This is a genomic window from Variovorax sp. GW823-FHT04B03, from assembly GCF_058796495.1.
Genome location: NZ_JBXAIT010000002.1, coordinates 604,858 through 628,940 on the forward strand (window position 1 = coordinate 604,858; position 24,083 = coordinate 628,940).

Annotated in this window: 23 protein-coding genes and 1 tRNA gene; 13 read left to right on the forward strand and 11 right to left on the reverse strand. The window is 67.6% G+C overall.

Annotated features, from left to right (window positions below; genetic code table 11):
- Position 1: 1 nt before the first annotated feature.
- Genes AC1RAD_RS11570 through gmd form a run of 9 tightly spaced genes read left to right on the forward strand, consistent with a single transcriptional unit; the run spans position 2 to position 10,071 of the window.
- Positions 2 to 1,093, forward strand: a complete 1,092-nt coding sequence (locus tag AC1RAD_RS11570) for a glycosyltransferase (RefSeq protein WP_492734859.1) — start codon at positions 2 to 4, stop codon at positions 1,091 to 1,093.
- A complete protein-coding gene (locus tag AC1RAD_RS11575) occupies positions 1,090 to 2,043 on the forward strand; it encodes a hypothetical protein (RefSeq protein ID WP_492734860.1) in 954 nt (317 codons plus the stop codon). Before AC1RAD_RS11570 ends, AC1RAD_RS11575 begins: the two co-directional genes overlap by 4 nt.
- A gap of 24 nt (positions 2,044 to 2,067) precedes the next feature.
- Entirely contained in the window at positions 2,068 to 3,024 is a 957-nt protein-coding gene (locus AC1RAD_RS11580; protein WP_492734861.1) for a hypothetical protein, read from the forward strand.
- Positions 3,021 to 4,289 (forward strand): polysaccharide biosynthesis protein, encoded by a 1,269-nt coding sequence (locus AC1RAD_RS11585; protein WP_492734862.1) that lies wholly within the window; start codon positions 3,021 to 3,023, stop codon positions 4,287 to 4,289. Before AC1RAD_RS11580 ends, AC1RAD_RS11585 begins: the two co-directional genes overlap by 4 nt.
- Positions 4,286 to 5,557 carry a glycosyltransferase WbuB gene (locus tag AC1RAD_RS11590; RefSeq protein ID WP_492734863.1) on the forward strand — a complete coding sequence of 424 codons (1,272 nt, stop codon included), beginning with the start codon at positions 4,286 to 4,288 and terminating at the stop codon, positions 5,555 to 5,557. The genes AC1RAD_RS11585 and AC1RAD_RS11590 overlap by 4 nt, the downstream gene beginning before the upstream one ends.
- Complete coding sequence (gene galE, locus AC1RAD_RS11595; RefSeq protein WP_492734864.1) at positions 5,554 to 6,663, forward strand: UDP-glucose 4-epimerase GalE; 1,110 nt, start codon at positions 5,554 to 5,556, stop codon at positions 6,661 to 6,663. Before AC1RAD_RS11590 ends, galE begins: the two co-directional genes overlap by 4 nt.
- A 40-nt stretch (positions 6,664 to 6,703) precedes the next feature.
- A complete protein-coding gene (locus AC1RAD_RS11600) occupies positions 6,704 to 7,450 on the forward strand; it encodes a LuxR C-terminal-related transcriptional regulator (RefSeq protein WP_070061303.1) in 747 nt (248 codons plus the stop codon).
- 60 nt (positions 7,451 to 7,510) lie between these two features.
- Positions 7,511 to 8,998: a mannose-1-phosphate guanylyltransferase/mannose-6-phosphate isomerase gene (locus tag AC1RAD_RS11605; protein ID WP_492734865.1), complete on the forward strand. Its 1,488-nt coding sequence runs from the start codon at positions 7,511 to 7,513 to the stop codon at positions 8,996 to 8,998.
- A gap of 35 nt (positions 8,999 to 9,033) precedes the next feature.
- On the forward strand, positions 9,034 to 10,071 hold the full coding sequence (gmd, locus tag AC1RAD_RS11610; RefSeq protein ID WP_492734866.1) for a GDP-mannose 4,6-dehydratase: 1,038 nt from the start codon (positions 9,034 to 9,036) through the stop codon (positions 10,069 to 10,071).
- Between the two features lie 120 nt (positions 10,072 to 10,191).
- Here the strand turns inward: gmd and AC1RAD_RS11615 are convergent.
- The 10 genes from AC1RAD_RS11615 to uvrB form a co-directional block, all read right to left on the reverse strand.
- A tRNA-Val gene (locus tag AC1RAD_RS11615) sits at positions 10,192 to 10,266 on the reverse strand.
- Between the two features lie 75 nt (positions 10,267 to 10,341).
- Positions 10,342 to 11,049: a DNA polymerase III subunit epsilon gene (gene dnaQ, locus AC1RAD_RS11620; RefSeq protein ID WP_070061050.1), complete on the reverse strand. Its 708-nt coding sequence runs from the start codon at positions 11,047 to 11,049 to the stop codon at positions 10,342 to 10,344.
- Positions 11,049 to 11,387 (reverse strand): ISC system 2Fe-2S type ferredoxin, encoded by a 339-nt coding sequence (gene fdx, locus AC1RAD_RS11625; RefSeq protein WP_070061051.1) that lies wholly within the window; start codon positions 11,385 to 11,387, stop codon positions 11,049 to 11,051. The genes dnaQ and fdx overlap by 1 nt, the downstream gene beginning before the upstream one ends.
- 13 nt (positions 11,388 to 11,400) lie before the next feature.
- The gene (gene hscA / locus AC1RAD_RS11630; protein WP_492734867.1) at positions 11,401 to 13,263 is read right to left on the reverse strand and encodes a Fe-S protein assembly chaperone HscA; all 1,863 of its coding nucleotides are present in this window, start codon (positions 13,261 to 13,263) and stop codon (positions 11,401 to 11,403) included.
- A 6-nt stretch (positions 13,264 to 13,269) separates the two neighbouring features.
- Positions 13,270 to 13,788 carry a Fe-S protein assembly co-chaperone HscB gene (hscB, locus tag AC1RAD_RS11635; protein WP_070061053.1) on the reverse strand — a complete coding sequence of 173 codons (519 nt, stop codon included), beginning with the start codon at positions 13,786 to 13,788 and terminating at the stop codon, positions 13,270 to 13,272.
- A 63-nt stretch (positions 13,789 to 13,851) separates the two neighbouring features.
- Entirely contained in the window at positions 13,852 to 14,175 is a 324-nt protein-coding gene (gene iscA, locus AC1RAD_RS11640; RefSeq protein ID WP_007828190.1) for an iron-sulfur cluster assembly protein IscA, read from the reverse strand.
- A gap of 1 nt (position 14,176) precedes the next feature.
- Positions 14,177 to 14,599, reverse strand: coding sequence for a Fe-S cluster assembly scaffold IscU (iscU, locus tag AC1RAD_RS11645; RefSeq protein WP_062473231.1), 423 nt, complete (start codon positions 14,597 to 14,599; stop codon positions 14,177 to 14,179).
- A 50-nt stretch (positions 14,600 to 14,649) separates the two neighbouring features.
- Entirely contained in the window at positions 14,650 to 15,870 is a 1,221-nt protein-coding gene (locus tag AC1RAD_RS11650; RefSeq protein ID WP_062473230.1) for an IscS subfamily cysteine desulfurase, read from the reverse strand.
- Between the two features lie 88 nt (positions 15,871 to 15,958).
- The gene (gene iscR / locus AC1RAD_RS11655) at positions 15,959 to 16,495 is read right to left on the reverse strand and encodes a Fe-S cluster assembly transcriptional regulator IscR (protein ID WP_056580055.1); all 537 of its coding nucleotides are present in this window, start codon (positions 16,493 to 16,495) and stop codon (positions 15,959 to 15,961) included.
- 238 nt (positions 16,496 to 16,733) lie between these two features.
- Positions 16,734 to 18,851, reverse strand: coding sequence for an excinuclease ABC subunit UvrB (uvrB, locus tag AC1RAD_RS11660; RefSeq protein WP_492734868.1), 2,118 nt, complete (start codon positions 18,849 to 18,851; stop codon positions 16,734 to 16,736).
- Between the two features lie 105 nt (positions 18,852 to 18,956).
- On the opposite strand from uvrB, the gene AC1RAD_RS11665 reads away from it, so the two are divergent.
- The 4 genes from AC1RAD_RS11665 to AC1RAD_RS11680 all read left to right on the forward strand — a co-directional run bounded on the left by AC1RAD_RS11665 (position 18,957) and on the right by AC1RAD_RS11680 (position 23,053).
- The gene (locus AC1RAD_RS11665) at positions 18,957 to 20,153 is read left to right on the forward strand and encodes an amino acid aminotransferase (protein WP_492727415.1); all 1,197 of its coding nucleotides are present in this window, start codon (positions 18,957 to 18,959) and stop codon (positions 20,151 to 20,153) included.
- 155 nt (positions 20,154 to 20,308) lie between these two features.
- Positions 20,309 to 21,769: a polyhydroxyalkanoate depolymerase gene (locus AC1RAD_RS11670; protein ID WP_492734869.1), complete on the forward strand. Its 1,461-nt coding sequence runs from the start codon at positions 20,309 to 20,311 to the stop codon at positions 21,767 to 21,769.
- A 19-nt stretch (positions 21,770 to 21,788) separates the two neighbouring features.
- Positions 21,789 to 22,421, forward strand: coding sequence for an RnfABCDGE type electron transport complex subunit B (locus AC1RAD_RS11675; protein WP_492734870.1), 633 nt, complete (start codon positions 21,789 to 21,791; stop codon positions 22,419 to 22,421).
- Complete coding sequence (locus AC1RAD_RS11680; protein ID WP_492734871.1) at positions 22,418 to 23,053, forward strand: LysE family translocator; 636 nt, start codon at positions 22,418 to 22,420, stop codon at positions 23,051 to 23,053. Before AC1RAD_RS11675 ends, AC1RAD_RS11680 begins: the two co-directional genes overlap by 4 nt.
- Positions 23,054 to 23,062: 9 nt before the next feature.
- Here the strand turns inward: AC1RAD_RS11680 and yedA are convergent, their stop codons facing one another.
- A complete protein-coding gene (gene yedA, locus AC1RAD_RS11685; RefSeq protein ID WP_447745005.1) occupies positions 23,063 to 23,986 on the reverse strand; it encodes a drug/metabolite exporter YedA in 924 nt (307 codons plus the stop codon).
- Positions 23,987 to 24,083 lie beyond the last annotated feature (97 nt).

Sequence of the window (24,083 nt, forward strand, 5' to 3'; positions counted from 1 at the left end):
CATGGCCACCTACCTCTTCTACGACACGATCCGGCTCAACGCGTCGGCGGGCGGGGTGCTGAACGTGTCCGAGGTGTTGCTCGAGAGCATGCGCGACGCGCCGGGCCACGAGGTGCAGCCGGTCAGCGAGCGCCATCCGCACCTGTACGCGGCCGCACGGCGGCTGAAGATCAGCCGCTTCATCCTCGACACGCTGCTCTACAACGTCCACCTGGTGCGCGGGTGGCTGCGCGGGGAGCGCGTGTACTCGCTGTTCCCGAACTACTTCCTGCCCTTCTCGCTGCTGGCGCCCTTCGGCCGCCACCGGGATTCGATCGTGGTGGTGCACGACGTGCAGTACAAGTCGTACCCGCAGTACTTCAGCGCGCGCAAGCGCCTCTGGCTCGACTGGAACCTGCACCGCGTCGCGCGCAGCGCCGCCGACGTGGTCTTCATCAGCCGCAGCAGCCAGGAAGATTTCGAGCGGCACTTCAGGCGCTGCGAGCACCCGGCGGTGATCTTCAATCCCGTGGATGCGGGCGCCGTCGCCGCTCACGCCGACCACACGGCAGCGCCTGACGGGCGCTACCTGATCGCGGCCTACCACTACTACCCGCACAAGAACTTCGAAGGCATCCTGAAGCTCTTCGTGCGCATGAAGCGCCAGGGCCTGGTCGACTACCTCGACATCACCGGCAACGGCGCCAAGGAGGTCGAACGCATGATCTCGGCCATGGCGCCCGCGTTCCGCGGCTGCGTGCGGCACCGGGGGCTGGTGTCGCGGGACGAGCTCCTGCGGCTGTACCGGGGTGCGACGGCCTTCATCTCGCTGTCCACCTTCGAGGGCTTCAACCTGTCGGCCGCCGAGGCGGCCACGCTGGGCGTGCCGCTGCTGCTCTCGGACCTTCCGGTGCACCGCGAGCTCTTCGCGGGCTACGCGTTCTTCATCGGCAACGAATTCGTCGGCCTCGGCGGCATCGAGCGCTACCTCGCCGCGCACCAGCGCACGCGCCCCGCATGGTCGCTCTCGCGGGCCTGCACGCCGGGCGCGGTGGCCGCGAGTTACCTCAGGCTGAAACGCGGCGACGCGTCGCTGGCGAGGGCCACGCCATGACGAGGCGCGCACGCTCCCTGCTTCGCGCGCTCGCGGTGCTGGCGCTCGGTCTGGCCGCGTGGGCGCGGCCGGCCGTCGCCGCAGCGCCCGAAACGCAGGGCGCCCCGGGCTTCGGCGTGATGGTGCATTACCTGCCCGACAGGCAGTCCATCGCCGGCATCGGGCGCTTCGACGTCGACGCCTTCGCCGCCTCGCTCGCGGAGATGCGCGCCAGCCATCTCATCCTGACGCTCGGGCAGAACAACGGCCAGTTCATCGCACCGAATGCCGCCCTCGAAGCACTGTGCCCGCGCAGCGCCGCGCACCGCTCGCCGCGCGACCTGCCGATGGAGATCGGCCGCGCGCTGCGCCGCCACGGCATCGCGCTGATCCTCTACCTGCCCTTCCGCGCGCCGCAAGGGGATGCCTACCTGATGGAATGCCTGGGCGATATCTCCGAACAGCAGCCACCGCCGCAGCGCTTCATCGCGGCCTGGTCGGCGGTGATCGACAGCTGGTCGCAGCACTACGGCCCACTCGCCACAGGCTGGTGGTTCGACGGTGTCTACAACACGACGGGCATGACGACGCGCGACTGGGACCGGTTCTGCGCGGCCGCGCGCAGCGGCGCACCCACCCGGTGGCTGGCCTTCAATGCCGGCGAAGGCGCGGCGCGCTTCAGCCTCAAGAACGCGCCGTGCCAGAACCTCATGGCGGGCGAGTACCTGCAGCCCGCCGCACGCCTGGCCTCGCCGCCCTCCGAACTCCGGCTGCATGTGCTGACGCCGCTGGGCGCTTCCTGGGCCCAGCCGAGCGCGCCGCGCTTCTCGGCCGCGCAGCTGCGCAGCTGGATCGGCGACGCGAGCGCCCGGGGCGGAATGCTCACGCTCGACATGCCGCTGGACGCCGACTTCCACTTTCTTCCCGCCCACGTCGCGCTGGTGCGCAGCGCCACCGCGCCGCGGCCCTGACCCGTACCAACCACCTGCCCGACCATGGACCACGCCCTCCCCTTCATCGTTGTGGAAGACCGCCAGAACACGGCCCTGCGCCTGTGCTGCGAATCCGCGGCCATGGCGCAGGAGCAGCTGGTCGTCCTGTCGGACACCGACGCCGGACCGGCATACGACCGCTTCTGCCAGGCCTACGTGCACCTGTCGAGCAACACGCCGGCGTTCGAGAAGATCTGCTTCCGGCGCTACTTCCTCCTGGCGAACCATCTCGCAGCGCACCCCGATTGCCGCGCCTTCGTGCTGATCGACAGCGACGTGCTGCTGTTCAACGGCGTCGGCGCCCACATTGCGCGCCTGGTGGGCCACGCCGACTTCTCCGGCTCCAGCATCCTGCCCACGGACGGCTGGAACCCCTGCCAGATCTCGCCGCACGTGAGCTACTGGACGGCGGCCGGCCTGCAGGACTTCGTCGCCTGCCTCCTGCGCATGTACAGCACGCCCACGGGCCTGCACCAGCTGCGCGACATTGCCGAGCGCTTCGCGACCCGCAGCGTGCGCGGCGGGGTGTCCGACATGACGCTGCTGTACCTGTGGGCGCAGGCCAGCGGCAACACCGTGCCGATCAACCGGGTGTTCGACGGCCAGGTGATCGACCACAACGTCAACGGCGGCACCAACCACTTCGTGCGCGAGTTCCGCGTGCGCGGCGGCGCCAAGCGCCTGGCCTTCGTCGACGGCCAACCCTGCCTGCGGACGCCGGCGGGCGACACGGTGCGCGTGCTCGCGCTGCACTTCCAGGGCGCCGCCAAGCTGGCGATGCAGCCCGCGCTGCATCGCCGCGTGTACACGGTCGCTGCGCTCACCTGGGCATTGCAGATGGCGCGCCGGGCCAAGAACAACGCGCACCGGATCGCGTCGCGCGCGCGCCGCATGGCCGACACCCTGGGCGTCGCGCAGGCGCCAACGCCGAAGCACCCCGCGGACGGGAGCACGCCATGAAGCACGCCGCCGGCACCTCGTTCGCCCTGCCCGGCATCCGCCTGGCGCAGCGCCTGGGGCTGGGGGCGCTCGCGTCGCGGCTGTATGTGTACCTGTCGGGCTTCCTGGCGATCTTCCTGATCGCGGCGCAGGTGGCGCCCGCGCGCTTCGGCGAGTACTCCGTCTACCAGTCGGTGCTCGAAGTGGCGCTGGTCGTGGGCACGCTGGGCAGTTCGCTGCTGTTCTCGCGCAATGCCGCGAGCGTGCCGCCCCGGGTGACGCGCGGCGACCTGGTGCGCACGCTGGCGATCGGGCTGCCGCTGGCCGCGCTGCTCGCGGCCGGCGTCGTGGGCGCGCAGCGCCTGCCGGTGGCCGGCGCGCCCTTCGTGCTGATCGTGCTGTCGCTCGCGGTCTTCGCCTTCAACAGCCTGCGCCTGTCGTACAGCCGGGGCCTGGGCCATGCGGGCCTGCTCAACCTGGAGTCGGGCGTGCGCGCGACCGTGCTGGTGCTGGGCGTGGCGACGCTCGCGGCGCTCGGCCTGGAGATCGGCGTGGCGCACCTGCTCGCCATCAATCTGCTGGCCTTGGTGCTCGTGGGCGCGGCCATCTTCCTGCCGGCGAACGGCGCGGCGCCACCGGCCGGACCACCCGTGCTTGCGCTCGCGTCGCAGGCCAGCGCCACGGTGTATGCGCTGCTGACCTTCCTGCTGCGCAAGTCGGACCTGCTGCTCGTGGCGCTCTTCATGCCGCTGGGCTACGTGGGCGCGTTCAAGCTGGCCTTTCTTCTCGCGGAGGCACCCTCGCAGTTCGTGCAGGCCTTTCTCATCACGAAAACGCCGGCGATGCTGGACGCCAACGCGGCCAACCTGACGATCGAGAAGCTGCGGCTGGCGCGGCATTCGTTCCTGCTCGGCTGCGTGCTCTTCGTGGGGCTGGCGGGCCTGATGGCGGTGGCCGCGCCGCTGCTGAAGCTCGGTCCCGAGGCGCGCGACATCTTCGTGTGCATCGCACCGTACTTCCTGCTGAGGACCTACACGGTCCATCACGAAACGATGCTCGCGCTGAACGCCACGATGGGCTCGCTCGGGTGGTGGACGCTGCTGGAGTTCGCGCTGCGGCTGGCCTCGTATGGCGTCGTGATCTCGCTCTTTCCCGACAAGCCGCATTACGTCTTCTTCATCGCCTTCGTCACCGACTTCGTGCTGTACGAGCTGCGCATGCGCGCGCTGTTCGGCTTCTTTCCGATCGTGCGCCTGCTGCGCCCGGCCCTGGGGAGATCGCCGTGAAGATCCTGCTGTACTCGATGAACTTCGCGCCCGAGCTGGCCGGCATCGGCAAGTACTCGGGCGAGATGGCCGACTGGCTCCAGGCCCAGGGCCATGACGTGCGCGTGATCGCGGCGCCGCCCTTCTTCCCGCACTGGGCGGTGTTCGAGGGCCATTCGGCCTGGGCCTATCGCAAGACCACCGGGCGCAACGGCCTCACGGTCTGGCGCGCGCCCACCTGGGTGCCTTCGCAGCCGCGTGCGCTGGCGCGCGTGGCGCACCTGTGCTCGTTCATGCTGTCGAGCATGCCGCTGCTGCTGGCGCAGGCGCGCTGGAAGCCCGATCTTGTGTTCGTCGTGGAGCCGCCGCTTTTCTGCGCGCCCGCGGTGCTGTGCTTCGCGAAGCTGCTCGGCATCAGGTCGTGGCTGCACATCCAGGACTTCGAAGTCGATGCGGCGTTCGGCCTGGGCCTCGTGCGCGGCGCGGGCGTGCGGCGTGTCGCGCTGTCGCTGGAGCGATGGCTGCTGGCGAGGTTCGACCGCGTGTCGACCATTTCGGCAGCCATGGTCGACAAGGCCAGGAGCAAGGGCATCGGCGAAGGCCGGCTCGTTCTCTTTCCGAACTGGGTGGACGTCTCGGCGATTCGTCCCGCTCCCCGCGCGGCCGATGGCTACAGAGCCGAGCTGGGCATTGCGCCCGATGCCGTGGTCGTGCTCTATGCGGGCAGCCTGGGCGCCAAGCAGGGCATCGAACTGCTGGCCGAGGCGGCGGGCCTTCTAGCCGACCAGCAGAGCATTCACTTCGTCATCTGCGGCAACGGCCCAAGCCGCGCCCCGCTGATGTCGGCCTGCGCCGGCCTGGACCGCGTGCACTTTCTCGAGCTACAGCCCGCCGAACGGCTCAACGAATTGCTGGGCATGGCCGACATCCACTTGCTGCCGCAGCGCGCCGATGCCGCCGACCTCGTGATGCCCTCGAAGCTGGCCGGCATGTTCGCGAGCGGCAAGGCCGTGATCGCCACGGCGCACCCCGGCACCGAACTCGCCCGCGTGGTCGCGGACCGTGGCTTCGTGGTGCCCCCGGGCGATGCGGCCGTGCTGGCCGACGCGATCGCGCAGCTCGCGTGCTCGCCGGGCCTGCGCCAGGCGCTCGGTGCGGCGGGCCGCGCGTTCGCGCAGACGGAGCTCGACCAGGACGCCATCCTGTCGCGCCTCGAACAAGAGCTGCTTCGCTGCGTGGCAGACCAAGGCACGGCCACGCCAACCCCACTGCGCGAGTCCCAACCATGACCCACTCAAAGATTCTGGTGACGGGTGGTGCCGGCTTCGTCGGAAGCCACGCCTGCGTGGCGTTGATCGCGGCCGGCTACCTGCCGGTGGTGCTGGACACGCTGGTCAACAGCGACCCGCGTTCGCTGGAGCGCGTGGCACGCATCTGCGGCGTGCAGCCGCAGCTCGTGCGCGGCGACGTGCGCGACGCGGCGGTGCTCGACCGCGTGTTCGCCGAGCACGGGGTCGACGCGGTGCTGCATCTCGCGGGGCTGAAGGCGGTGAGCCGCTCGGTGAGCGACCCGCTCGGCTACTACGACGTCAACGTGGCGGGCAGCCTCGCGCTGGCGCGGGCCATGGAGCGTGCCGGCGTGCGCACGCTGATCTTCTCGTCCTCGGCCACGGTCTACGGCGACATCCCGCGCTCGCCGATACGGGAAAGCGCGTCGTACGCGGCCGTCAACCCCTACGGGCGCTCCAAGGTGATGGTGGAGCGCATGCTCGCGGACCTCGCCCGCTCCGATCCGCGCTGGGGCATCGCATGCCTGCGCTTCTTCAACCCCATCGGCGCGCACGAGAGCGGCCTGCTGGGCGAACACCCGCAGGGGCCGCCCGACAACCTGGTGCCGTATGTCTCGCAGGTCGCGGTGGGCGAGCGCGGGCACGTCGTCGTGCACGGCAACGACTACGAGACGCACGACGGCACCGGTGTGCGCGACTACGTGCATGTGATGGACGTGGCCGAAGGCCATGTGGCGGCCCTGCGGTACGCGACGCTGCATCGGGGCCTGCTCACGGTGAACCTGGGCACGGGGCACGGCGCGTCGGTGCTCGACGTGATCGCGGCCTTCGAACGCGCGTGCGGGCACCGCATCGCGGTGCACATCGGTCCGCGCCGTCCCGGCGATGCCCCGGCCTACTGGGCGGACGTGCAGCACGCCCAGGACCGGCTCGGCTGGCGCGCGCAGCGCAGCCTGGACCAGATGTGCGCCGACAGCTGGCGCTGGCAGCTGGCGAACCCGCGCGGCTTCGACGAACCGGTGCCGGGCTTCCCGGTCCGCGCCGCCGACGGCACCGCACTGACCGCCGTCACTCACTCACTTCAACCGGGGCAAGAACATGGCTGAAAACACGCTCACACCCTCTGGCGACCCCACCCCCGCCGTGATGGCGCCGCGCCGCCCGGGCCCGTCCGCCCCCGTGTGCGCGCCCGCCGCGAGGCTGTGGCCGGACTTCATGACGGGCCAGGAAAAATCGCCGGTGCGCGTGCTGCTCATCGACGACGACGAGTACATGCGCCGGGTGATCGCGCAGGAGTTGCTGTCGGACCTTCGCATCCAGCTCGAAGGCCAGGCCGACAGCATCCGCGAGGGGCGCAAGCTCTTGGCCACGCATGCGTTCGACGTGCTGATGGTCGACCTGCGGCTCAGCGACGGCATGGGCTTCGAGCTGATCGCCGAGGCGCGCCGTCACCATGGCAACGGCGAGATCATCGTGATCTCCGCGCTCGAGGACGATGCCCACGTGCTGCGCGCCTTCGAGCTGGGCGCCACGGGCTATCTGCTGAAGAACGCCTGGCTGCAGAGCTTTGCCGACGCCGTGCTGCACGTGGTGAACGGCGGCGCCGTCATCACGCCGCGGCTCGCGCGGCGCCTGCTGCACCGCCTGAACCACCAGCCCCGCGAGCCGCAGCCCGCCGACGACGCGTCGCCGCCGCGCGACACGACGCTGACACCGCGCGAGAGCCAGGTCCTTCGCCACGTGGCGTCGGGCTACGTCTCGGCGGAGATCGGCGCCAAGCTCGGCATCACCGGCCAGACGGTCAACGTGCACATCAAGAGCATCTACAAGAAGCTGCATGTGCATTCGCGCGCCCAGGCGGTGAACCTCGCCGTTCACACGGGCCTGATCTGAGCAGCACGCCCTCGAAGCGATCCGGTTCATCACCCACTGCACACACAAAGGCTGGTCACCATGAACACCCCCACCATTCATCCCGTGGTCCTGTGCGGCGGCAGCGGCACGCGGCTGTGGCCGCTGTCGCGCAAGGCCTTTCCCAAGCAGTTCGCACCGATCGTGGGCAACAAGAGCCTGCTGCACCTTACGCTCGAACGGCTCGCAACGCTGAACCGGACGATCACCTGCGTCGCGTCGGAAGAGCACCGCTTCCTGGTGCGCGAGGCGATCGAGAACGCGCACGCGCAGGGCCGCCAGATCCTCGAGCCCGTGCCCCGCAACACGGCCGCCGCGATGGCCGCGGCGGCCCTGCTGGCCGAGCCCGACGACCTGCTGCTCTTTGCGCCCGCGGACCACCACATTCCCGACGTGGCGCTGTTCGAGGCCACGATGCGCAGCGGCGTCGAAGCAGCGCTGGCAGGCAAGATCGTCACCTTCGGCATCGCGCCCAGCTTTCCGAGCACGGCCTACGGGTACATCGAGGCGGCCGGGGCCACAGGACATGGCCCCAGCCACGCGGTGGCGCGCTTCGTCGAGAAGCCGACGGCGGCGGTGGCGCAAACGCTGATCCTGCAGGGCAACTACTGCTGGAACGCGGGCATCTTCCTGGTCCAGGCGCGCACGCTGGTCGCGGCACTGCGCACGCATGCGCCCGACATCCTCGCCACCTGCGAACGCGCGACCGCCGCGGTGTCGGTCGACGGCAGCTTCGTGCGGCTGGACCGCGAAACCTTCGAAGGCTGCCGCAGCGACAGCATCGACTACGCGGTGCTCGAAAAGCACGCCGAAGTCGCGGTGGTGCGCTTCGAGGGTGCCTGGAGCGACGTGGGCAGCTGGAACGCCGTGGCCCAGCTGCACCCGGCCGACGAGGCGGGCAACCGCGTGAGCGGCGCGGGCAGCGTGCTGAACTCGCGCAACACCTTCGTCCATGCGCCGCACCGGCCGGTGGTGGCGCTCGGCACCGAAGACCTGATCATCGTGGACACGCCGGACGCGGTGCTGGTCGCGGGCGCGGACTGCGCCGAACAGGTGGCCGAGGTGGTGCGCATGCTGGCGCGCGAGGGCACGGTCGAAGCCACCGAGCATCGCCGCGTGGTGCGGCCCTGGGGCGCCTACGACAGCATCGACACCGGCGAGCGCTTCCAGGTGAAGCACCTGACCGTCAAGCCCGGCGGCAAGCTGTCGCTGCAGATGCACCACCACCGCGCCGAACACTGGATCGTCGTCAAGGGCACGGCCAAGGCCACGCGCGGCGGCGAAGTGCTGCTGGTGCGGGAGAACGAGTCGATCTACCTGCCCTCGGGCACCATCCACCGGCTGGAGAACCCCGGCAAGACGATGCTGGAAGTGATCGAGGTACAGACCGGCAGCTATCTCGGCGAAGACGACATCGTGCGCTTCGATGACACCTACGGCCGCTGCCCCGCGGCCGAGAAGCGCGAGGCGCTCGCGCTGCAAGCGGCCCTGCAGCCCGCGGCCGAGCGCGGCGTCGATGCGCCGGCCTGACCCGTCCCTTCCCTTCCTCTCACCTCATTGAAGCCATGAAAAAACGTGCTGTCGTCACTGGCATTACCGGACAGGACGGGGCGTACCTGACCGAGCTGCTGCTGGGCAAGGGCTACACCGTCTACGGAACCTTCCGCCGAACCAGTTCGGTGAACTTCTGGCGCATCGAGTCGCTCGGCATCCAGGACCATCCGGAGCTTCATCTCGTGGAGTACGACCTGACGGACCTGGGCAGTTCGATCACGCTCATTCGCGATGCGCAGCCCGACGAGGTCTACAACCTGGCAGCACAGAGCTACGTGGGCGCGAGCTTCAACCAGCCCGAAGCCACCACGAACATCAACGGGCTGGGCACCCTCCACCTGCTCGACGCGATCCGCCTGACGGACCGCAGCATCAGGTACTACCAGGCCTCGACGTCGGAGATGTTCGGCAACGTCCAGGCCATTCCGCAAAAGGAAGACACGCCCTTCTATCCCCGCAGCCCGTACGGCGTCTCCAAGCTCTTCGCCCACTGGATGACGATGAACTACCGCGAGAGCTACGGGCTCTTCGCTTGCTGCGGCATCCTGTTCAATCACGAGAGCCCGTTGCGCGGCCGCGAATTCGTGACACGCAAGGTCACCGACGCGGCGGCCAAGATCCGGCTCGGCAAGCTCGATGTGCTCACGCTGGGCAACATGGACGCCAAGCGCGACTGGGGCTATGCGAAGGAATACGTCGATGGCATGTGGCGCATGCTGCAGGCCGACAAGCCGGACAACTACGTGCTCGCCACCAACCGCACGGAAACCGTGCGGGATTTCGTCGACATGGCGTTCAGGGCCGCGGGCTACGAACTCCGCTTCGAAGGGACGGCGCAGGAAGAGGTCGCCATCGACCGCGAGAGCGGCAAGGTCCTCGTGAGGATCGATCCGAAGTTCTATCGGCCGGCGGAGGTGGAACTGCTCATCGGCGATGCGTCGCATGCCAGGAAAACGCTGGGCTGGGAGCCCCGGACGACGCTGGAGGAACTGTGCGCGATGATGGTGGAGGCCGACCTGCGGCGCAACCGCGAAGGCCGCGCCTTCTGAGCGCGGCAGACCCGTCCCGAATGGCATCGGGATTTGTGCGGGACCCACAAAAACGGCACCCGAAGGTGCCGCCTGAAACGAAAACGGCACCTGATGGTGCCGTCTGTCGTAGGTCTGAAATGGTGGGCGGTGGAGGCTTCGAACCTCCGACCCCAGCAGTGTGAATGCTGTGCTCTACCCCTGAGCTAACCGCCCTGAGACACTGCTTTTGAGTTCAGTGTCTTGAACACGTATCGCGTTGTGCGAAGCCTCAGATTATGCCATAGCTTTTCAGCCGTTTTGGCGAAATAAAGTTTTTCCGCCGCTGGATTTGTCGAGTTGCGACAACACGGCCTCGTGCGCGCTGAGTTCGTGCTCGGCCGCCGCGATCACCGGCAGCTCGAACTGGCTCAGGTCGATAGCCACGACCGTCGTGCCCTGCGCGGGCTCGTTCGAGGCCACGTCGATCAGCAGTGCGTCCTGCCCGCGCGTGAGGTTGATGTAGACGTCGGCGAGCAGCTGCGCGTCGAGCTTGGCGCCGTGGAAGGTGCGGTTCGAGCGGTCGACGCCGAAGCGGTCGCACAGCGCATCGAGCGAATTGCGCTTGCCCGGGTAGACCAGCTTGGCCATGGCCAGCGTGTCGGTCACCTCGCTCACGAAGGTCTTGAGCGGCGGCAGGCCGGCGCGCTCGAATTCCTTGTTGAGAAAGCCGACGTCGAAGGCCGCGTTGTGGATGATGAGCTCGGCGTCGCGCAGGTACTCGATGATGTCCTTGCCCAGCGTGGCGAACTTCGGCTTGTCGCGCAGGAAGTCGGTGGTCAGGCCGTGGACCTTGAGCGCGTCCTCGTGACTCTCGCGCTCCGGGTTGAAGTAGATGTGCAGGTCGTTGCCGGTGAGCTTGCGCGCGAACAGCTCCACGCAGCCCAGCTCGATGATGCGGTCGCCGTTTTCGGCAGAGAGCCCCGTGGTTTCCGTATCGAGAACGATCTGGCGCGACATCAGTGGTTTTCCTTGGCGTGGTTGATCGAGTACTTAGGAATCTCGATCGTCACATTTTCCTGCGCCAGGATCGACTGGCAACTCAGGCGCGATTGCGGCTCCAGGCCCCAGGCGCGGTCGAGCAAATCTTCTTCGCCCTCTTCCGCTTCGTTCAGCGAGTCGAAGCCCGCGCGCACGATCACGTGGCAGGTGGTGCAGGCGCAGCTCATCTCGCAGGCGTGCTCGATGTTGATGTCGTGGTCGAGCAGGGCCTCGCAGATCGAGGTGCCGGCCGGCGCGGTGATCTCGGCGCCTTGCGGGCAGTACTCGGGATGCGGGTAGATCTTGATCGTGGGCATGAAATGGTTCTGTCTACAGGGATTCGACCTTGCGGCCCGCGAGCGCGCGTGCAATGCCCGCGTTCATGCGCTGGGCGGCGAAGGCTTCGGTGTCGTTGGCCAGCGCCTTCGTGGCGGCTTCGATCGCGGCAGCTTCGTTGCTGCTCTTGGCGGTTTCGCGCAGCCGCGCCATCGAGGCATCGATGGCGGCGCGTTCTTCGGCGCTCAGCAGGTCGCCGTCGGCATCGAGCGCGCTCTGCGTGGCCAGCAGCATGCGGTCGGCATCGACGCGCGATTCCACCAGCGCACGGGCCTGCATGTCCTGCTGGGCGGTGGAGAAGCTCTCCTGCAGCATGGTCGCGATCTGGTCGTCCGACAGGCCGTACGACGGCTTGACCGCCACGCTGGCCTCGACGCCGCTGCCCTGCTCCTTGGCGCTCACGCTCAGCAGGCCGTCGGCGTCGACGGTGAAGGTCACGCGGATGCGCGCCGCGCCGGCCGCCATCGGCGGGATGCCGCGCAGCGTGAAGCGCGCGAGGCTGCGGCAGTCGGACACGAGGTCGCGCTCGCCCTGCACCACATGCAGCGCCAACGCGGTCTGGCCGTCCTGGTAGGTCGTGAAGTCCTGCGCCATCGCGGTGGGGATGGTCTGGTTGCGCGGCACGATGCGCTCGACCAAGCCGCCCATGGTCTCGATGCCGAGCGACAGCGGGATCACGTCGAGCAGCAGCAGTTCGCCCGCGCCGTTGTTGCCGGCCAGCTGGTTGGCCTGGATGGCGGCGCCGAGCGCGACGACCTCGTCGGGGTTCAGGTTGATCAGCGGTTCGCGGCCGAAATAGGCGGCCACCGCGCTGCGGATCTGCGGCATGCGCGTGGAGCCGCCGACGAGCACGATGCCCTGCAACGCTTCGGGCTTGAGCTTCGCGTCGCGCAACGCCTTGCGCACGGCCGCGAGGGTGCGGTCGGTGAGCGCCTGCGTGGCGGCGAAGAACTGCGCGCGCGTCAGCGTGAACTCGGCATGGCCACCTGCCAGCGCGGCGCTGAAGAGGGTCGACTCGGCATCGGTCAGTGCTTCCTTGGCGGCACGCGCGGCCACGAGCAACGCGGCGCGGTCGTTGTCGCTGCCGGCCTGGCGGCCTGTCTGCGCGAGCACGAAGTCGGCGATGGCATGGTCGTAGTCGTCGCCGCCCAGGGCCGAATCGCCACCCGTGGCGATCACTTCGAACACGCCCTGCGTGAGCCGCAGGATCGAGATGTCGAAGGTGCCACCGCCCAGGTCGTAGACCGCGTAGACGCCTTCGCTCGCGTTGTCCAGGCCGTAGGCAATGGCGGCGGCGGTCGGCTCGCTGATGAGGCGCAGCACGTTCAGGCCCGCGAGCTGCGCCGCATCCTTGGTCGCTTGGCGCTGGCCTTCGTCGAAGTAGGCCGGCACGGTGATGACGGCACCGTAGAGCTCGTCGTCGAAGGTGTCTTCGGCGCGGTAGCGCAGCGTGGCCAGGATCTCGGCGCTGATCTCGACGGGCGACTTCTCGCCGGCCGAGGTCTGCACCTTGACCATGCCGCCGTCGTCACCGCCGATGCGGTACGACATGGCATCGCGGTTCGCGATGTCGGCCAGGCCGCGGCCCATGAGCCGCTTGACCGAGGTGATGGTGTTGGCGGGGTCCTGCGCGCGCGCGGCCACGGCGTCGAAGCCGATCTGGCGGCGGTCGCCGTCGAGGTAGCGCACGGCCGAGGGCAGCAGCACGCGGCCCTGGTCGTCGGGCAGGCATTCGGCCACGCCGTTGCGCACCGAGGCCACCAGCGAATGCGTGGTGCCCAGGTCGATGCCCACGGCAATGCGGCGCTGGTGCGGGTCGGGCGCCTGGCCGGGTTCGGAAATCTGAAGAAGAGCCATAAGGGCTTATTGTCCCAACTGATCGAATTTTTTCTCGACGTCCTCGCCGAAGCGCTCAATGAACATGAGGGCTCTCACTTGCTGAACGGCACCGGGGTAGTCGCCCTTCTCGTCGATCAGCCAGTCGAGTGACGAGAGTGCGCGGGCGCGCGTGGTTTCGACGTCCTCCTGCAGCACCTCGACAGCAGCGATGTCGCGGGCGTCGTCGAGCGCTTCGCGCCATTCCATCTGCTGCATGAGAAAGGCACCCGGCATCGCCGTGTTGTTCTCCGCATTCAGCGGTGCGCCGTTGAGTTCGCAGATGTAGCTCGCGCGGCGGATCGGGTCTTTCAACCGCTGGTAGGCCTCGTTGATGCGCACCGACCACTGCATGGCCACGCGCTGCGCGGCGGCGCCCTGCGCGGCAAAGCGGTCCGGGTGCGCCTCGCGCTGCAGCTCCTTCCAGCGCGCGTCGAGCACGGCGCGGTCCTGCGCGAAGGTCGCCGGGACGGCGAACAGTTGGAAGTCGGTGTCGTTCAGATTCATGGCAAGAAAAAACCGCCAGCACATGACATGGTGGCGGCTGTGGTCGCGGTCAGCGACGACGCATCAGATGCGAAAACTTTCGCCGCAGCCGCAGCGGTCGCGTTCGTTCGGGTTGATGAACTTGAAGCCCTCGTTCAGGCCTTCGCGCACGAAGTCGAGCTGCGTGCCATCGATATAGGCCAGGCTCTTCGGGTCGACCAGTACCTTCACACCGTGGTCTTCGAACACCACGTCTTCAGGCGTGAACTCGTCGACGTACTCAAGCTTGTAGGCCAGGCCCGAGCAGCCGGTGGTCTTCACGCCCAGCCGCACGCCCACGCCCTTGCCCCGTTTGCCGAGGTAGCGGGTGACGTGGCGCGCAGCGGCTTCGGTCAGCGTGACGGCCATCTCAGTGAACAGCAGCTTCGGCGGTCGACTCGGGGGTCTTGGCGCCGTGCTTGGCCTTGTAGTCGCTCACAGCCGCCTTGATGGCGTCTTCCGCGAGGATCGAGCAGTGAATCTTGACCGGCGGCAGTGCCAGTTCTTCGGCAATTTGCGCGTTCTTGAGGGCCGCCGCTTCGTCGAGCGTCTTGCCCTTGACCCACTCGGTCACGAGCGACGACGAGGCGATGGCCGAGCCGCAGCCGTAGGTCTTGAAGCGCGCGTCTTCGATCACGCCGGTTTCGGGGTTGACCTTGATCTGCAGCTTCATCACGTCGCCGCAAGCCGGTGCGCCGACCATGCCGGTGCCCACCGAGTCGTCGCCCTTTTCGAAGGAGCCGACGTTGCGGGGATTTTCGTAGTGGTCGATGACCTTGGAAGAATATGCCATGGTGTACCTCTCAAACTTTGTTCAATCGTGGAGCCTTGGGCTGGCCTGGGTCAGTGGGCCGACCACTGGATCGTGCTGATGTCGACGCCGTCCTGAAACATCTCCCACAGGGGGCTCAGCTCGCGCAGCTTGGCGACGTTGTGCTTGATGGTCGAGATGGCGTAGTCGATTTCTTCTTCGGTCGTGAAACGGCCGATGGTCATGCGCAGGCTGCTGTGGGCCAGCTCGTCGCTGCGGCCCAGGGCGCGCAGCACATAGCTGGGCTCAAGGCTGGCCGAGGTGCAGGCCGAACCCGACGACACCGCCAGGCCCTTGATGCCCATGATCAGCGACTCGCCTTCGACGTAGTTGAAGCTCATGTTCAGGTTGTGCGGCACGCGGCGCTCGAGGTCGCCGTTGATGAAGACCTGTTCGACATCCTTCAGGCCGTCGAGCAGGCGCTTCTGCAGGCGGGCCGCATGGGCGATGTCGTCCTTCATCTCGAGCTTGGCGATGCGGTAGGCCTCGCCCATGCCGACGATCTGGTGCGTGGGCAGCGTGCCCGAGCGCATGCCGCGCTCATGGCCACCGCCGTGCATCTGCGCTTCGAGGCGGATGCGCGGCTTGCGGCGCACGTACAACGCGCCGATGCCCTTGGGGCCGTAGGTCTTGTGCGAAGCCAGGCTCATCAGGTCGATGGGCAGCTTCGTGATGTCGATGTCGATCTTGCCGGTGGCCTGGGCCGAGTCGACGTGGAAGATCACGCCCTTTTCGCGGCAGGCGTTGCCCAGCGCGACCACGTCCTGGATCACGCCGATTTCGTTGTTCACGAACAGCACGCTGGCCAGGATGGTGTCGGGGCGGATGGCCGCCTTGAACTTCTCGAGATCGACGAGGCCGTTTTCCTCGACGTCGAGGTAGGTCACTTCGAAGCCCTGGCGCTCGAGTTCGCGCATGGTGTCGAGCACGGCCTTGTGCTCGGTCTTCAGGGTGATCAGGTGCTTGCCCTTGCCCTTGTAGAAGTGGGCCGCGCCCTTGAGCGCCAGGTTGATCGACTCGGTGGCGCCCGACGACCAGACGATCTCACGCGGGTCGGCGTTGATCAGGTCGGCCACCTGGCCGCGCGCCTTCTCGACCGCCTCTTCGGCTTCCCAGCCCCAGGCGTGGCTGCGCGATGCCGGGTTGCCGAAATGTTCGCGCAACCAGGGAATCATGGCGTCGACCACACGCGGGTCAACCGGCGTGGTGGCGCCGTAATCGAGATAGATCGGGAAATGAGGAGTGACGTCCATGGCTGGCTCGGGCTGGCGTGGGGGGTTGTGTTCTGGGATCAGGGCAAACTCAGGGCGATGCCCGCAGGCATCGCCGGACTCATCGGGGTCAGGACTTCGCGAAGACGTTGCCGAGGGCGAAGACCGAATTCGGCGCATTCACGCGGATGGGCTTGACCACCGGCTGGGCCGAGATGGCGCGCTTGACGACCGGCTTGTTCTCGATCTGCACGCCCTTGGCGATCTGGTCGTCGACCAGCTTCTGCAGCGTGACGGAGTCGAGGAACTCGACCATGCGCTGGTTCAGCGAGGCCCAGAGTTCGTGGGTCATGCAGCGACCCTGCTCACCGAGGCAGTTTTCCTTGCCGCCGCACTGCGTGGCATCGATCGGCTCGTCGACGGACACGATGATGTCGGCGACCGTGATGTCCGCCGCCTTGCGTCCGAGGCTGTAGCCGCCGCCGGGGCCGCGGGTCGACTCGACCAGCTCGTGGCGGCGCAATTTGCCGAACAGCTGTTCGAGGTACGACAACGAAATCTGCTGCCGCTGGCTGATCGCAGCCAGCGTGACCGGACCGGTGTTCTGACGCAACGCCAGATCGATCATTGCTGTGACCGCAAAACGGCCTTTGGTAGTGAGACGCATCGCAAGCTCCTTCAAGTGCTTACCGTTGAAATGACACCACAGCCTTGGGCCGCGGTGACTTCGTCTCCGCCCTGCCCGACCCCGACGCTGGTGAACCAGCCGGTAGGAGTCGGTCCTTCATCGCGAAGTTCTTTGTTGTTGAGTATTTCGGTCAAGTATAGCAGAAGCCCCTGAGATCTGCTCGGGTAAACCCCAGCGCGGCTCGCTTGAAGAAAGCGAACTTATGACCTAACCGAAATCAGGACGCCAAACCGGCGATGTTGTCGCCGCCCGACGCCCCGAACGCCTGCTCGCGCAGCAGCGCCAGCTGGTCGCGCACCCGGGCCGCCTTTTCGAACTCGAGGTTGCGGGCGTGCTCCAGCATCTGCTTCTCGAGCCGCTTGATTTCCCGGGCGATGTCCTTCTCGCTCATGTCCTCGACCTTGGCGCGCTCCAGGTCGAGCTTGGCCATTTCCTTGCCAGTCTTCTCGCTGTAGACGCCGTCGATCAGGTCGCGCACCTGCTTCACGATGCTGCGCGGCGTGATGCCGTTCGCCTCGTTGTGGGCGATCTGCCGGTTGCGGCGGCGCTCGGTCTCGCCCATGGCCTTCTTCATCGACTCGGTCATCCGGTCGGCATAAAGAATGGCCTTGCCGTTCAGGTTGCGCGCCGCGCGGCCGATGGTCTGGATCAGCGAGCGCTCCGCGCGCAGGAAGCCTTCCTTGTCCGCATCGAGGATCGCCACCAGCGACACCTCGGGAATGTCCAGCCCCTCGCGCAGCAGGTTGATGCCCACCAGCACGTCGAAGGTGCCCAGGCGCAGGTCGCGCAGGATCTCGACCCGCTCGACCGTGTCGACGTCGCTGTGCAAGTAGCGCACCTTCACGCCGTTGTCGCCCAGGTAGTCGGTGAGCTGCTCGGCCATGCGCTTGGTCAGCGTGGTGATCAGCACGCGCTCGTTCTTGTCGACCCGGATGCGGATCTCGCCCAGCACGTCGTCCACCTGGTGCGTGGCGGGACGCACCTCGACCTCGGGGTCGATCAGCCCGGTGGGCCGCACCAGCTGCTCGACGACGTTGCCGGCGTGGTCCTTCTCGTACTGCGCGGGCGTGGCCGACACGAAGATGCACTGGCGCACCCGCTGCTCGAACTCCTCGAGCTTGAGCGGCCGGTTGTCCAGCGCGCTCGGCAGCCGAAAGCCGTACTCGACCAGCGTGACCTTGCGCGCCCGGTCGCCGTTGTACATGGCGCTGAGCTGGCCGACCATCTGGTGGCTCTCGTCGAGGAACATCAGCGCGTCCTTCGGCATGTAGTCGGTGAGCGTGGGCGGCGGGTCGCCGGGCTGCGCGCCCGAGAGGTGCCGCGTGTAGTTCTCGATGCCCTTGCAGTGGCCGATCTCGGCCAGCATTTCGAGGTCGAAGCGCGTGCGCTGCTCCAGCCGCTGCGCCTCGACCAGCTTGCCCGCGCCGGTCAACTCCTTGAGCCGGCCGGCCAGCTCGATCTTGATGGTTTCGACCGCCGCCAGCACCTTGTCGCGCGGCGTCACGTAGTGGCTCGACGGGTACACCGTGAAGCGCGGCACCTTCTGGCGGATGCGCCCGGTGAGCGGGTCGAACAGCTGCAGCGACTCGATCTCGTCGTCGAACAGCTCGAAGCGGATCGCCAGCTCGCTGTGCTCGGCCGGAAACACGTCGATGGTGTCGCCGCGCACCCGGAACGTGCCCCGCGCAAAGTCCTGCTCGTTGCGCGTGTACTGCATGCGGATGAGCCGCGAGATCAGATCGCGCTGACCAACCTTGTCGCCGACGCGGGCAATCAGCCGCATCTCCATGTAGTCCTCGGGCGTGCCGATGCCGTAGATGGCGCTCACCGTGGCCACGATGACCGTGTCGCGCCGCTCCAGCACGCTCTTGGTGGCCGACAGGCGCATCTGCTCGATGTGCTCGTTGATCGAGGAGTCCTTCTCGATGAACAGATCGCGCTGCGGCACGTAGGCTTCGGGCTGGTAGTAGTCGTAGTAGCTCACGAAGTACTCGACGGCGTTCTTCGGGAAGAACTCGCGGAATTCGCTGTACAGCTGCGCCGCCAGTGTCTTGTTGGGCGCGAACACGATGGCTGGGCGCCCCAGCCGGGCGATCACGTTGGCCATGGTGAAGGTCTTGCCCGAGCCGGTCACGCCCAGCAGGGTCTGGAACACCTCGCCGTCGAGCACCCCGGCCACCAGGCCGTCGATGGCCGCGGGCTGGTCGCCTGCCGGCGGATAAGGCTGGAACAGCTCGAACGGCGAGTCGGGATAGCGGATGAATTCGCCCTGTTTCGCCGGCCCGATCGGGTCGACTTTCTTCAGGTCTGCTATGGCTTCGGTGTTCTCTGGCATGGCTGTTCCCGACAGGTGGCGTGGCGCCGGTAAAATTCAAGGCAACCGGAAAGGATAAAGCCTCCTCCGGTTGCCAGCGAAGCTTTCATCCCAAAGGACCTTTCCATGTCTATGTTCACCGCGGTCGAAATGGCGCCGCGCGACCCGATCCTCGGCCTCAACGAGCAATTTGCAGCCGACACCAACCCCAACAAGGTCAATCTCGGCGTCGGCGTGTATTACGACGACAACGGCAAGCTGCCCCTGCTCCAGTGCGTGCAGGCCGCAGAGCAGAACATGATGAAGGCCCCCTCGGCCCGCGGCTACCTGCCGATCGACGGCATCGTGGCCTACGACAACGCCGTCAAGGGCCTGGTCTTCGGCCCCGACAGCGAGCCCGTCACCTCGGGCCGCGTGGCCACCATCCAGGCCATCGGCGGCACCGGCGGCCTGAAGGTCGGCGCCGACTTCCTCAAGAAGCTCAACCCCAACGCCACCGTGCTGATCAGCGACCCGAGCTGGGAAAACCACCGTGCGCTGTTCACCAACGCCGGCTTCACGGTCGAGAGCTACCCCTACTACGACGCCGCCCAGCGCGGCATCAACTTCGACGGCATGCTGGCCGCCCTGAACGCGGCACCGGCCGGCACCATCGTCGTGCTGCACGCCTGCTGCCACAACCCGACCGGCTACGACATCACGCCCGAGCAATGGGACCAGGTCGTTGCGGCCGTCAAGGCCAAGGGCCTGGTGCCCTTCCTCGACATGGCCTACCAAGGCTTCGGCTACGGCCTGAAGGAAGACGGCGCGGCGGTCGCCAAGTTCGTCGACGCCGGCCTGACCTTCTTCGTGTCGACCTCGTTCTCCAAGAGCTTCAGCCTGTACGGCGAGCGCGTCGGCGCCCTGTCGGTGCTGTGCGAGAACAAGGAAGAAGCCGGCCGCGTGCTGTCGCAACTCAAGATCGCGATCCGCACCAACTACAGCAACCCGCCGATCCACGGTGGCGCCGTGGTGGCCGCGGTGCTCGGCACCCCCGAGCTGCGCGCCCTGTGGGAAAAAGAACTGGGCGAGATGCGCGTGCGCATCAAGGCCATGCGCCAGAAGCTGGTCGACGGCCTGAAGGCCGCCGGCGTGAAGGAAGACATGAGCTTCATCACCACCCAGATCGGCATGTTCAGCTACTCGGGCCTGACCAAGGACCAGATGGTGCGCCTGCGCAACGAGTTCGGCGTGTACGGCACCGACACCGGCCGCATGTGCGTCGCCGCGCTCAACAGCAAGAACATCGACTACGTCTGCGCGTCGATTGCGAAGGTCATCTAGGTGACAACCGGGTGTGAGTGAATCGACTTTTTGACGATTCGTTCACATTCGGCCACAGAAGGCGAATCCAGCCCGCTGCGGGCTAGGGTTCGGCCCCCTGCGCCGCGGCAAATGCACTGATATATTGCACTGCAACATCCACTCAAAGACCCGCGATGCTCTATCAACTCTACGAAGCCCAGCGTTCCCTGATGGAGCCCTTTTCGGACTTCGCCCAGGCCGCCTCCAAGCTCTACGGCCCCGGCGCCGTCTGGAGCCAACTGCCGATGGCACAGCGCATGGCCGCCGGCTATGACCTGCTGTATCGGCTGGGCAAGGACTACGAGAAGCCCGAGTTCAACATCAAGTCCGTCAAGGTCGACGGCGAAGACGTCGTGATCCAGGAGGCCGTCGAGCTCGACAAGCCCTTCTGCGAACTGCGCCGCTTCAAGCGCTTCACCGACGAACCGCACATCCTCAAGACGCTCAAGAGCCAGCCCGTGGTGCTGATCGTGGCGCCGCTGTCGGGCCACTACGCCACGCTGCTGCGCGACACCGTGCGCACCATGCTGCAGGACCACAAGGTCTACATCACCGACTGGAAGAACGCGCGCCTGGTACCGCTGTCGGACGGCGAGTTCCACCTGGACGACTACATCAACTACGTGCAGGAGTTCATCCGCCGCCTGCAGGCCGAGTACGGCAACTGCCACGTGGTGAGCGTGTGCCAGCCCACCGTGCCGGTGCTGGCGGCCGTGTCGCTCATGGCCAGCCGCGGCGAGCCGCTGCCCCTCACGATGACCATGATGGGCGGCCCGATCGACGCGCGCAAATCGCCCACGGCCGTGAACAACCTCGCGACCAACAAGAGCTTCGAGTGGTTCGAGAACAACGTGATCTACCGCGTGCCGCAAGGCTTCCCGGGCGCGGGCCGCAAGGTCTACCCGGGCTTCCTGCAGCACACGGGCTTCGTGGCCATGAACCCCGACCGCCACGCCAGCAGCCACTACGACTACTTCAAGGACCTGATCAAGGGTGACGACGCCAGCGCCGAAGCCCACCGCAAGTTCTACGACGAGTACAACGCCGTGCTCGACATGGACGCGGACTACTACCTCGAAACCATCCGCACCGTGTTCCAGGACTTCGACCTGGTCAACGGCACTTGGGACGTGAAGAGCCCCGCCGGCCAGGTGGAGCGTGTGCGTCCGCAGGACATCCACGCCACCGCCCTGCTCACCGTCGAAGGCGAACTCGACGACATCTCCGGCTCGGGCCAGACCCAGGCCGCGCACAGCCTGTGCACCGGCATCGCCGATGCCAAGCGCGAGCACTACGAAGTCAAGGGCGCGGGCCACTACGGCATCTTCAGCGGCCGCCGCTGGCGCGATCTGGTCTACCCGAAGGTGCGCAACTTCATCGCCGCCAGCGACGAGCCCCAGCGCCGTGCCGGTGCCCGCGAAGAGCTGCCGGCCGAAGACCGCATCAAGCCGGGCCAGAAGCTGAAGGCCGTGGCAACCGCCGCGGCCCGCAAGACGCCGGTCGCCGCCAAGAAGGCCGTCGCCGTGAAGGTTGCGCCGGCCGTCAAGAAGCCGGTCGCAGCGGCAAAGAAGCCCCGCGCCAGCGCCGCGCGCTGAGCCGCGCGCATCACCCACCGTGAACGGGCTGGCCGCACGCATCAACGACGCACTGCCTCAAACGCAGTGCACACGGTGCGGCTACCCCGATTGCGCGGGTTATGCGCAGGCCATCGCCGACGGCGAGGCCGACATCAACCAGTGCCCGCCCGGCGGCGCCGAGGGCATCGAGCGCCTCGCGCTGCTCACGGGCCGCCCCACGCTGCCACTCGATCCGCAGTTCGGCACCGAAGGCCCACGCGCCATGGCCGTCATCGACGAGGCCTGGTGCATCGGCTGCACGCTCTGTCTCGACGCCTGCCCGACCGACGCGATCATCGGCATCCACAAGCGCATGCACACGGTGGTCGAGACGCACTGCACGGGCTGCGAGCTGTGCATTCCGGTCTGCCCGGTCGATTGCATCTCGCTCGAGGTTGAAACCCCCGGCCGCAGCGGCTGGCAGGCGTGGTCGCAGGCACAGGCCGAGGCCGCCCTGCAGCGCTACAAGCTGCACGCCCAACATCGCGCGACCGCGAAGCGTGAGGCCGAACCCGCGCCTGCCGCCACCGAACCGCAAGCCGCCGACACGCGCAAGCGCTCCATCGTCGAAGCCGCCCTGGCGCGTGCCCGCGCCGCCGCCGAACAGCGCCAGGGAGCAACGAAACCATGACCCTCGACACCCTGCTGATCTACGCCGTCGCCTCACTCGCCCTGGCGGTGATCCCCGGCCCGACCATGCTGTTGGCGCTGTCCAACGGCATCGACGGCGGCATGCGCCGCGCCAGTTGGGGCATCGCGGGCGCGTCGCTCGGCAGCGTCTCGCTGATCGCGGTCGTGGCGCTCGGGCTGGGCTCGCTGCTTGCGGCCTCGGAATGGCTCTTCAACGCGATCCGCGTCGCGGGCGTGGCCTACCTGGTGTGGCTCGGCATCAAGCTGTGGCGCAGCGAGGCGACCGACCTGGGCACCGCGCTGGCCAGGTCGGCCATCGAGGTCCGTCCGCACGGTCGCATCGCGCTCGTGCGCAGCCTGATGGTGGCGCTCTCGAATCCGAAGACGGTGCTGTTCTTCGCGGCCTTCCTGCCCCAGTTCATCGACACCGCCAAGCCCCAGGGCATACAGTACCTGGTGCTGGGCGCGATCTTCGTGGTGCTCGACACCTGCGTGATGCTGGCCTATGCCGGCGCCGGCACGCAGGCCGTGCGCTGGCTCTCGCGCCGCGGCCTCAAGGTGCTCAACCGCAGCTGCGCGGTCGGCATGTGGCTGCTGGCGGCCACCCTCGCCTTCTGGCGCCGCCCGGCCTGAGCTGCCCGATCAGCCCTTCTGCGGGCGCTTGAAAAGCAACAGCAGCACGCCCGCCAGCACCACACCCACGGCGTACCACTCGAAGCGCGTGACCGTCTCGTGGGCGATCCACACGCCCAGCAGCATCGCGATCACCGGATTGACGAAGGTGTAGCTCGCCGCCAGCCCCGCCGGCGCCTGCGCGAGCAGCACCATGTAGGCGTTGAAGGCGATCAGCGAGCCGAACACCACGAGGTAGACCCACGCCCCCAGCGCCACCGGCTGCGGCGGCCAGCTCATCGTTTCGCCCGACACCGCGGCCAGCACCATCAGCACCACGCCGCCGCACAGCATCTCGCTCGCGAAGCCCATCGCGCCGGGTGCCAGTGGCAGCTTGCGCTGGCTCAGCACGCTGCCGAGCGACCAGCAGATGCAGGCCACGCAGATCGCCACCAGCCCTTCGGGCGAGGCCTTGAAGCCGCTGCCCTGCGTGAGCATCAGCACGCCGACGAGCCCCAGCGCAATGCCCGCCGCTTCGAGCCGCGCCGGCTTCACGCCCCAGATCAGGTTCAACAGAGCAATCAGCAACGGAATGACGGCAATGAACGCCACCACCAGCCCCGAGCCGATCGACACCTCGGCCAGCGCCGTGCCGCCCATGCCGCCGCCGAGCATCAGCGCGCCGACGACCAGCGCATTGCGCCACTGCAGGCGCGTCGGCCAGGGCGTGCCGCGCCAGCGCATCCACGCCGCCAGCAGCACGCCCGCGACCAGGAAGCGCGAGCCCATCTGCAGGAACGGCGGAAAGCTGATCAGCGCGTACTTGATGGCCAGGTAGGTCGAGCCCCAGACCACCCAGGTGGCGGCCAGGCACAGCCACAACAGCGGCGTCAGCCGGGGGCGCGAGGAGGAAGCGGCAGGCGCGGCCTGCGCGGGCGTGGCGAGTGTCGACATATCGAGGGTGTCTCTTCTTGGTATGGAATGCCCGTCATGGTATGAAAGCCATGGGCCGGCAGCCATGCGAAATTCATGGTTCTGCTCGCACCGCACC